Below are 9,620 nucleotides of genomic sequence, written 5' to 3' on the forward strand. Positions count from 1 at the left end.
TAAGCGAAGGTGGCAGGAAATGAAGGTGCAAAAGTTCAAGACTGAAAGAAGTTGGTTGCGGGCTTTAGGCAGCGCGGGGGCTGTTTTCTTCACTACGGCAAGCTTGATCGGCTGTCAGCAATCCAACGACAAAAGCGCCACTAGCTTTGTTCCTGGGCCGATCATTCCGCCGCAAACGCCCAGCGTACCTACCGGAGGCACTGAGGTGGGTTTACCTCCTATAGCCCCAGGGATCCCTTTGCCGGCTCCCACTGTTGTCATCCAAACTCCCGTTGCGGCCCCAACCATTCCTCCCATCCCCTCTCCCGCTCCTCTCCCTACCATTAAGGCGGAGATCCCTGTTCCTTCTACTCCTTTCCCTCCTCCTCCCCCCCCTCCGTTCCCTGTTGAGAAAGTTAGCGTTACGCCGGAAAAAGTTACGTTTGACTCAGGGACAACTGTTGGCTCCATAGAAACTCTCACGCTTACGCCTTCTGCTCCTCCGGCCAACGGCAGTTTGGTGTTGAAAGTGGAAAGCAGCAACCCGCAGGTGGTGGGCATTTCTACAACGGCTGCCTCTTTTGTAACCGTCGTCATTCCACCGGGATCCCCAGATACACCCAAAGTTGGGTTAACTCGTTTGATCCCGGCCACTCAGGAAGGCAATGCCACCATAATAGTTACCCGCGACCCTGCCACAACAGCTGTCAATTACCCGGTGGGCAGTGTGAATGTTCTTGTGCCGGTTAAGGTATTGCAGAAAGCGCCGCCTACCATTACGGTTACCCCTTCGACGATAGAGTTTCTCGATAATGACATAGTTGGGGCTACCAAGGTTGTCGAGGTCAAACTCGATGCCCCTCCGATTGGTGGGCAGGTTGTTTTGGATGTCAGCGGAACTCCTAACCCCTTTGGGGCGGGCGCTCCGTTCACTGTTTCGACCTCTACTCTCCTCTTTAAGGAAGGTAGCAAAGGGCCTCAACAATTCGGAGTTATTCGACTAACGGACGGGGTATTCACTGGCTCCATCACTATTAAGCTTAACCCATCCTTAACTACTGCCAGCAACTTCCTGACCAGTGATATTAACTTTGTGATTCCTGTGAAATCAGCTGTAGGTTCTATCGAGCTTAAATATGGGGATTCAGTAGATTGCACCAACAACCTTGGTAAGCTAGTCATCGTAAATCCACAAATTACCACCCAAGGTAAAGTCCTTAACCCCCTAACTTTCAAGGCAGAGCCTGAACCTCCACCGCCAGCTGGCTTTTCGTTTGACAGGCCAACGGGGGCAATCAAGGTGCAGTGTCCAGCCACCAAAGACACTCCTCCCATTGGCTCTACTCTCTTGACATTGGTGACTGTTACGGACTCTTCTAGTCCTCCTATCTCGGCGCAGGCACGTGTGAACATTACAGTTAAGTAGACGATACATGCCTGGCTTGTATGAATGTCCAAGACCATCTTGGGTGAGACTGTTGAGCTACACCCAATCGGCTTTTCTTTTGCTGCACTGGTAACGGTTACTAACTCTTCGACTCCCCCAATTGCAGCTCAGAAGTTTGCAGCGGTCAAAGTCGAGTAGCACATATCGTGTCAGTTCCTTTGCAGAGCCAACTTTCTGGGTTGGCTCCCACTCCATCAATCGTCGGAGGGCAGGTCTGTAGCAGCCTCTCTTGCAGCGGACCTAGCATAGCAGCGCCTTACCTCAAGAGGAAGAAAGTCCGCGGCTGGTGACCCTGCAAGCCCTCCAGCAGAGCCCTCCTTTTCTGGAGAGACAAAGCCTTACTCTGGGGATCGTTCAAGACCCGCCTACGCAACAGGCAGAGCTTCGGGAGTGGTGAACCATGCTAGGAGGAGGCGGCTGCCATCTCCCGTGCCAAGACCCATTCCACGAGGGTGCGCACGCCGTAGCCAGTGGCGCCTTTGTTGGTGTAGCCCGAGTCTTTTTCGGCCCAGACGGGACCAGCTATGTCTAAGTGGGCCCAGGGGGTTTTCTCCACAAATTGCTTAAGGAAGAGGGCGGCAGTGATGGAGCCGCCAGAGCGAGGACCGGTGTTTTTCATGTCGGCTACGGTGGAGCTGAGGCCCTCGAAATAGCTCTCTTCCAGGGGTAAGCGCCAGATCTTTTCGCCAGAGAGGTTGGCTGCCTGCTGCAGCTCCTGGGCCAGCTGCTCGTCGGGGGTGAAGAGGCCGGCGATTTCCTCTCCTAGGGCAATGACGCAGGCGCCGGTCAAGGTCGCTAGGTCAACAATGGCGTCCACCCCTAGTTTCTCGGCAAACACCAGGGCATCAGCCAGGGTGAGACGGCCCTCGGCATCGGTGTTGTTGACCTCGATGGTCTTGCCGTTGGAAGCGGTGAGGATGTCTCCCGGGTGCAGGGCCCGACCGCTAATCATGTTTTCCGTGGCGGCGACGATAAAGTGCACCTCTACCCGCGGCTTGAGGGCAGCTAGCGCACGGGCCGCTCCCAAGACGGCTGCCGCCCCGCCCATGTCGGTTTTCATCATGGCAATGCTGCGGGAGTCGGTTTTGATGTTGAGGCCGCCGGAGTCGAAGGTGAGGCCCTTGCCCACCAGGGCCAACTTGGCAACGGGATCCCCTTCTTTGGGCTTGTAGGTGAGGTGGATGAACTGAGGCGGCAGATCCGAGGCTTGGGCCACGCCTAGGAAAGCCCCCATGCCTAGGGCTTTGCACTCTTCCCGCCCCAGGATCTCCACCTCTAGGCCGTAGTCTTGGGCCAGTTGCCGGGCAGTGTCAGCCAGGGCAGGAGGCGTGACGACGTTGGCGGGAGCAGCCACCAGTTCTCGGGCCAGGATCGTCCCGGCAGCCATCTCGGTGGCCCGCTGAAGGGCGTTCTCACAGTCTTGGCGGGCCTGGGCCAGTCCCGGCACCAAGAGCGTGACTTCTTCAACGGAAAAGCCGCGCTCTTCGTTGGGCTTGGGGGGAGATTTGAAGCGGTTATCCTGGTGGGCCACCAGGAGGCTGGCTTCAACCACCGCCTGCACTGCTCGCCCCTGATCCAGCCCAGTTTCCGGCAAAGACAGCACTACCTGCTTGGCTTTAAGGCTGTGGGCCTGGCGCAGGCCGTTGGCAGTAGCCCGTCGCAGTCCTTCCAAAGTCAGCGCTGCGGGATCCCCCAGCCCCACCAGCACCAGCTTGCGGATAGGCCCTGGCAGGCGCAGGGCGAGGCTGCTGTTGGGCTTGCCCTGAAACTTCTGTTCTTGAACCGCTTCCGCCACCAGCCCCGACCATACCTTCTCGTCCAGGGAAGCGATCTCAGCAGGCAGCGGGAAGGTGGCGTTTTCGCCGCTGGGGGCAAAGCAGTAGACCAGGGCACATTCGGCCTGCGTTAGAGGTGGCTCGCCAAGACGAAGCTGCATGGGAAACCTTTGGCCAAGCTAGGGACAGCAGACTCTCAGTGTAGCCAATTCCGCCACTTCTGGGCCAGGGGATCCCTCGGCTGGCATCGACATGGGCCTTTCCAGTCGATAGCCTTTAATCAGAAAGGGAGAGACCCAAGGTATGGTCTGGCGGCGGCGTTCCATCCTTCAGTTTGGGGTTATTGCCTGCGCAATGCTCCTTGCCCTGGCGGTAGGCGGAGTGGGATCCCTGGCTCAGGCGCAGAGACCCCTAGAAGAGCTGCCGCAGCCGGTTCGCCTCAAGCTGCCCCCAGGCCTAGCCCGCTACGCCTACGACAAGTCGGCGGGAGACTACTTCGAAGAGATCGAGCCGCTGCTGCCAGGCGGAGCTTATGCCCAGTGGGCCTTCTACCCCATCCCCGTCTACATCCAGGGGGATCACCCCCAGTGGAAAGCCTTTGTGGAGCAGGCGGTGAAGGAGTGGTCGGCCTATATCCCGCTCAAGGTGGTGGCCAAAGAAGAGGAGGCCTTCTACGGGATGAGCATCTACCGCGTTCCTCCCATTGGCGAGGGAATAGCGGGGGCAGCCCGCCCAGAGTTTTTCTTCGCCGCCGATGGTTCGCTGCAGCAGCGGGTGCGCATCGTTATCGCCGAAGGCCAGGGGCTGGCAGAGGTTACGGCAGTGGCTCGGCACGAGATTGGCCATGGGCTGGGGCTGTGGGGCCATAGTCCCAACCCGCGGGATCTGATGTACAGCGGCCACCACGCCAAGGCCACTGGCAATCGCCGCCTGCTGCGGGTGCCCACCATCACCAAACGGGATCTCAACACCCTAAAGCGGGTTTACGAGCAGCCTACCCTCATGGGCCAGGTCTTCCCGGAAAGCTACCGCCGCCTCTTTGGCCAGGTCTGGGGGGAAAGGCCGTTTCAGAGGGCTTTTGGGGTTGCCGGCAGCTAGAGGCGTAGGAGTTGCCATACCCCCTTTAGTGCCATCGCTAGGAGAAAAAAGAGCAACTGGGTGGCAACAATGCTGGGTCCGGAGGGCAGATTAAAGGCTGCCGAAAGGAGGATCCCCAGCACGGCGCTCAAGCCTCCCAAGGCCATGGCCAGCAGCACATAGGTTGTAAAGCTGGATCCCAAAAGCCGCGCCGTCGAGGCGGGGATGACCACAAAGGCGCTCACCAACAGCACCCCCACCGAGCGGATCGACAGCGCCACCACCAAAGCCAGCAGCACCACAAAGGCTAGCCGCTGCCAGCCCACTTCCACCCCCCGCGCCCGCGCCAACGACTCATCCAGGGTCAGCAACATCTGGGCAGTCAAAGTCAGCCCAATGTACCCCAGGGCCAGCAACAGGAGCAGGCCGCTCATCCCCAAAGCTGGCAGGCCAATGCCCAAGATATCCCCGAAGAGCAGTTGGTTGAGGTTGCCGCGGTAGCCAGGGATCAAGCTCAGGCCGATGATGGCCAGGGCCAAGGAGGAAGAGTAGATGATGTTCAGCACCGCATCTGCCGAAAGCTGGGTGCGTTCCAGAATAAAAGTCACCCCCAGGGCAAACACCACCCCAAACACCATCAGCACCGCCGTAGGATTCAGTCCCAGAACCACTCCCACGACAATACCCAAGAGCGCCGAATGCCCCAGGGCATCGCTAAAAAACGCCAACTGCCGAAAGATGACAAAACTGCCCAGCAGTCCCCCCGTCACCCCTGTCAGGATCCCGCCCAGCAGGGCCCGCTGCATGAAGGGCAACTGCAGCAATTCCACCACCCGCGCCCAGGTTTCCGGCATTTTTTCTCCTCAGTGATGGTGGATGTAGCGGGCAAACTCCGGCCCATAGACCTGACTCAACACCTCGGGCAACAGCGTCACGCTGGGGGATCCCTGGCAGATCAGGGAGCGGTTGAGGCACAACACGCGGTCGCAGTGGCGAGAGACCATCTCCAGGTCGTGGGAGACCTGCAAAATGGCCCAGCCCAGGGATCGGCGCAGCTCTTCCAACAGCCGATAGAACTCCCCTTCACTGGGGCTATCCAGGCCAGCGGGGGCCTCGTCCAGCACTAGGAGCCGCCGCGGCCAAACTAGACAATAGGCCAGCAACACCCGTTTCAGCTCGCCGCCGCTCAGTTGACCCAAAGGCTTAGGGGCCAGGTGCAGGGCCTCGGCCCGTTGCAAGGCCTTCCGAACAGCTTCTTGCCGAGCAACCTGCTGCTGCCAGGGCCAGCGGGGTCTGAGGGATCCCCAGCCCAGGGCGACAAACTCCGCCACCGTCACGGGAATGGCGGGGTTGAACTGCAACCGCTGCGGCACATAGGCAAGCTGCTGCCGCACCGCCTGGGGCAAATACCCCGACAGGCGCAGCCGCTCTCCCAGGATCCAAACCGAGCCGCACTGGCGGGGCAGGATCCCCAAGATGGCCTGCACGAGGGTGCTCTTGCCGGCGCCGTTGGGACCGACAATCGCCATATGGGATCCCGCCTCCAGCGCAAACGACACGTTCTGCACCGCCAACTGGGATCCCCGATAGACCGTCAGCCCCTCCACCCAAAGGACAACTTCGCCCAAGTGGGAGGTCATCGCCCCCTCGCCAGCAGGTGTTCGAGGGCAGCTTGGCCCACCACGGGCAACTGCAGGGGAAGCCAGGCCTTTTCCTTCTCAAAGGCGGAGACCAGGTTCTCCACGTTTTGCCGCATGATGGCTAGGTAGTATTCCGGCTCGATCCCCTCCGGGCCGGCGGTTTCGATGGGATCGAACACGCGAACCTGTACCCCCAGATCTCTGGCCAAAACCTCAAAGGGGTTGTCACTCCCCACCTGAGGTTCCACTAGGATCGTCTTCAGGCCCGATTGCCGTACCGTATCCATCACCCGCCGCACATCCTCAGGGGAGGGGCTGGCTTCCGGGATCTCCACCAAGAACTCCGCTTTGAGGTTGTAGCGCTCAGCAAAATAGGGGGCAAAGTCGTGGAAGACCACAAACTTTCTGCCGGCAAAGGGCGCCAATTTCTGCTCGATTTCTTTATCCAAAGCTTCCAGTTGCTCGATAAAGGCGGCAGCATTGGCGCGGTAAATCTCTGCCCCTTCTGGATCCACAGCAATCAGGCCGTCGCGGATGTTTTCCACCTGCTGAATGGCCCGCCTGGGATCTAGCCAGATGTGGGGGTTCAACTTGCCGTGGCTGTGCCCATGAGAGTGTCCATGACCGTGAGAATGCCCATGCCCATGGCTGTGCCCATGAGAGTGCCCATGACCGTGAGAATGCCCATGCCCATGGCTGTGGGAGTGCCCATGTTCTGGCTCCTCAGTCCGCAAGGTCGGGATCCCTTGGCTGCTATCAATGATGCGCAGCTTCGGATTCCCAGCATTGGCAATCAATCCCTCCAGGAAGGTCTCCATTCCCAACCCATTGATCACCAGCACATCCGCCTGGGCCAGCAGACGCGCCTCTTCCGGTCGAGCCTGAAAGTCGTGGGGTCCCATCTGGGGCGGAATGAGAGGCGTCACCTCGGCCCGCTCCCCGGCCACCGCGCGGGTAAATTGCGTTATCGGCAGGATCGTGGTCACCACCTTCGGGGGGGTGGATCCCTGCTGCGCCTGGGACTCTTCTTGGCGCATCTGCAAGCCGCCCAGGATCCCGACCGAGAGGGCGGCCACCAGCGAGACCAGTGACCGCACAGGTCGAGCCGAACGCAGAGAGTTAGCTTTATCAGCCATGAGCCTTAGTACCTCACAAGACGACAGAGACAGCAGAGCCGGAAGCGCCTGACTTCTGAAAAGCCAAGGCCCGCTGCTGCAGCAGCGAAAACATGCTCACCAGGCCATTGCTGCGGGAAGGGCTAAGGCTAAAGTTGAGGCCCATCTCCCGCACAAACTCTAGGGAAACCTCCAGGATCTCCTCTGGGCGCAGACCGCTCAACCCCTCCGCCAAAACAGCCACCAAGCCCTTGACCAACTGGGCATCGGCATCCCCTTGGATGTAGACCTTGCCGTCTTTTAGCTCGGTGGCCAGCCACACCCGCGAGGCACAACCCCGCACCAGATTCTCCTCTGTTCGCTGCGACTCGGGGAAAGGGGGCAGGCGCTTGGCATAGGCCAGAAGCAATTCGTACTTCTGACGGGAGGTTCTGGCCTTTTGAAAGCGACCTACAATCTGCCGCAGAGCTTCGGGCATCAACCCACTGGCCTGAATGAGAATGATAATCAATCATAACACCCTCGCCGAGAGCGCCTACTGCGCGCGGGGGTGGGTCGGAAAAGCCAAAGAGGGAAGGGTTGTCTTCGCTACCGCACCGAGCGATAGCCGTCCCTTACTCCCCTGGGCGAGAGGACCAGTTGCCAAAGCTGGCTGGCACGGGCCTTGAAGCTGCCGGCGCTCATCAGCAAATAAAGCCGCCACAGGCGGCGAAAGCGCTCGCCGTAGCGGCCGGCCAGTTGTGGCCATGCCCGCTCAAAATTGGCGTGCCAAGCTTTTAGGGTGGCCACGTAGTTGATCCCAAAGTTGTGCCAGTCTTCCAGTACAAACAGACCCTCAAAAGCCGCTGTTATCAGACGAGGCGAGGGCAGCATCGAGTTGGGGAAAATGTAGCGTTCAATCCACGGATCCCGACCCTGGTAGGCAACGTTGGCGCCGATGGTGTGGAGAAGAAACAAGCCATCGTCTTTGAGGAGGCGACGGGCTACCTGCATAAATGTTCGGTAGTTGCGGTAGCCCACATGCTCAAACATGCCCACAGAAAGGATCCGATCAAACTTTCCCTGCGTCTGGCGATAGTCTTCCAGCCGAATCTCCACCGGCAGGCCCTGGCAGCGTTCGCTAGCCAGCTTGGCCTGTTCTTGGGAGACGGTAATGCCCACCACCTGCACACCGTAGCGTTCGGCTAGGTACTGGGCCGTGCCGCCCCAACCGCAGCCAATGTCGAGCACGCGCATGCCGGGCTGCAGATCCAGCTTGCGGGCAATGAGATCCAGCTTGGCTTCCTGGGCCTCGTCCAGGGTCTGCGCCCCCCCATCCCAGTAGGCACAGCTATAGATCAGGCGGCGATCCAGCATGGCTTCGTAGAGGTCGTTGCCGAGGTCGTAGTGGCGCTGGCCAACCACAAACGCTCCCTTACCCCGCTGGCGATTAACTAGGCGACTGTCCAACGCCAGCAGGAGCCGAACTGGCCAGCCCACTTGCTCCGCTGCCTGACTGGTGAGAAGACGGTAAACCAACTCGTCAATAGCCTCGCAATCCCACCAGCCCTCTGCGTACGCCTCGCCAAAGCCCAGGGATCCATAGAGCAGGCAGCGCAGGTAGAGCCGCTCGTCGTGGATTTGCAGATCCCAGGGCCGCGAGCCATTGACGGCTATATCGGCAGCACTCAAGAGCCTAAGCCCATATCGGCGGGCCAGCCGATGCCAGATGCTAAGGCTTTTTTCCACTTCCAGGAACCCCCTGCTGAGGGCTAATCGCAACATGTATTGTAAAATGCGGTCTCTCCAGTTTGTTACTCGGCAGCGGCTCAAGCCATTGCTTCTTCTCGGCTCCCCAGCTTCTGTTGTTAATGCCAACCACTGCAGCTCTGGAGGAAGTTGAAGAGATAGTGCTAGCAAGCCCAAAGGAGAAATCGATGCTCAAACTGAACCTGCCAACACTGCAAGTTGGTGGTGCTATTCAGTAGGGCGGCTTTCAGATTTTCCCGCTGTTTTCTCCAGAGGATACAGAGAGAGGCTGCCTATCGCCTTCCAGATCATGGAGCTCAGGAAGCAACGATTAGTGAAATCAATCAGAACGGCGTTGTGCCGTATCTAGTTGTGGAAAACTACAGCGGTTTTCTCTTGCTTTTGGTGGAAGGGCAGGAGCTAGTCGGGGCTAAACAGAACCGCATCTTGAACACCGCTGTTTTGAACAAGCCAAAAAGCAAGATCACGATTCTGGCTTCTTGTGTGGAAGCTTTCAGGCGCCACTTCCGCTCCCACCAAATGGAGGATGCCAATGCCTTGTTCCCAGCAGCTTGTGCTACGAGCTAAAAAGAGGAGTTTATCAGTCGCTCAAAAATAAAGCTGGTTACCGCTCAGACCAGGGAAGAGTGTGGCAAGCCGTTGCTGCTATCCAAAACTTTCTCAGGGTCAGCTCCCCCACCAACCCGTTCTCTGAAGTTTGACACTCCCACCGTCTAAAGGCGGGGGATTCTTACACGGTCGTCGCAAAGGCTTTGTCAAAGCGCCTCTAGACAGTTCCTGAAGGCAAAGCCCCAAGGTTCTGCTGACTTTCTTAAGCAGGTTGGCGGCAGCATTTGCC

Annotated in this window: 8 protein-coding genes and 1 pseudogene; 3 read left to right on the top strand and 6 right to left on the bottom strand. The window is 58.9% G+C overall.

Annotated features, from left to right (window positions below):
- Positions 1-19: 19 nt before the first annotated feature.
- On the top strand, positions 20-1,405 hold the full coding sequence (locus NW855_RS01545) for a hypothetical protein (protein WP_414402870.1): 1,386 nt from the start codon (positions 20-22) through the stop codon (positions 1,403-1,405).
- A gap of 424 nt (positions 1,406-1,829) precedes the next feature.
- Here NW855_RS01545 and NW855_RS01550 read toward each other — a convergent pair whose 3' ends face one another.
- Positions 1,830-3,362, bottom strand: coding sequence for a leucyl aminopeptidase (locus NW855_RS01550; RefSeq protein ID WP_414402871.1), 1,533 nt, complete (start codon positions 3,360-3,362; stop codon positions 1,830-1,832).
- A gap of 142 nt (positions 3,363-3,504) precedes the next feature.
- Here NW855_RS01550 and NW855_RS01555 point away from each other — a divergent pair, with 142 nt between their 5' ends.
- Positions 3,505-4,299, top strand: a complete 795-nt coding sequence (locus NW855_RS01555; RefSeq protein WP_414402872.1) for a hypothetical protein — start codon at positions 3,505-3,507, stop codon at positions 4,297-4,299.
- On the opposite strand, the gene NW855_RS01560 is transcribed toward NW855_RS01555, so the two are convergent.
- The 5 genes from NW855_RS01560 to cfa all read right to left on the bottom strand — a co-directional run bounded on the left by NW855_RS01560 (position 4,296) and on the right by cfa (position 8,797).
- Positions 4,296-5,132: a metal ABC transporter permease gene (locus tag NW855_RS01560; protein ID WP_414508277.1), complete on the bottom strand. Its 837-nt coding sequence runs from the start codon at positions 5,130-5,132 to the stop codon at positions 4,296-4,298. The two genes, NW855_RS01555 and NW855_RS01560, sit on opposite strands and share 4 nt — an antisense overlap.
- A gap of 9 nt (positions 5,133-5,141) precedes the next feature.
- Positions 5,142-5,918 (bottom strand): metal ABC transporter ATP-binding protein, encoded by a 777-nt coding sequence (locus NW855_RS01565; protein WP_414508278.1) that lies wholly within the window; start codon positions 5,916-5,918, stop codon positions 5,142-5,144.
- Positions 5,915-7,054, bottom strand: a complete 1,140-nt coding sequence (locus NW855_RS01570) for a metal ABC transporter solute-binding protein, Zn/Mn family (RefSeq protein ID WP_414508279.1) — start codon at positions 7,052-7,054, stop codon at positions 5,915-5,917. The genes NW855_RS01565 and NW855_RS01570 overlap by 4 nt, the downstream gene beginning before the upstream one ends.
- A gap of 13 nt (positions 7,055-7,067) precedes the next feature.
- Positions 7,068-7,544, bottom strand: coding sequence for a SufE family protein (locus NW855_RS01575; protein WP_228375339.1), 477 nt, complete (start codon positions 7,542-7,544; stop codon positions 7,068-7,070).
- A 77-nt stretch (positions 7,545-7,621) separates the two neighbouring features.
- The gene (cfa, locus tag NW855_RS01580) at positions 7,622-8,797 is read right to left on the bottom strand and encodes a cyclopropane fatty acyl phospholipid synthase (RefSeq protein WP_414402876.1); all 1,176 of its coding nucleotides are present in this window, start codon (positions 8,795-8,797) and stop codon (positions 7,622-7,624) included.
- A 189-nt stretch (positions 8,798-8,986) separates the two neighbouring features.
- Between cfa and NW855_RS01585 the strand changes: the two are divergent.
- A pseudogene (locus NW855_RS01585) lies at positions 8,987-9,483 on the top strand (ARPP-1 family domain-containing protein).
- The last annotated feature ends 137 nt before the right edge of the window (positions 9,484-9,620 follow it).

This window comes from Synechococcus sp. RC10B2 (assembly GCF_047502635.1).

Coding starts and splice junctions, on each gene's coding strand:
- NW855_RS01560 (WP_414508277.1), bottom strand. CDS start 5,132: ATGCCGGAAACCTGGGCGCGGGTGGTGGAATTGCTGCAGTTGCCCTTC.
- NW855_RS01545 (WP_414402870.1), top strand. CDS start 20: ATGAAGGTGCAAAAGTTCAAGACTGAAAGAAGTTGGTTGCGGGCTTTA.
- NW855_RS01550 (WP_414402871.1), bottom strand. CDS start 3,362: ATGCAGCTTCGTCTTGGCGAGCCACCTCTAACGCAGGCCGAATGTGCC.
- NW855_RS01565 (WP_414508278.1), bottom strand. CDS start 5,918: ATGACCTCCCACTTGGGCGAAGTTGTCCTTTGGGTGGAGGGGCTGACG.
- cfa (WP_414402876.1), bottom strand. CDS start 8,797: ATGTTGCGATTAGCCCTCAGCAGGGGGTTCCTGGAAGTGGAAAAAAGC.
- NW855_RS01570 (WP_414508279.1), bottom strand. CDS start 7,054: ATGGCTGATAAAGCTAACTCTCTGCGTTCGGCTCGACCTGTGCGGTCA.
- NW855_RS01555 (WP_414402872.1), top strand. CDS start 3,505: ATGGTCTGGCGGCGGCGTTCCATCCTTCAGTTTGGGGTTATTGCCTGC.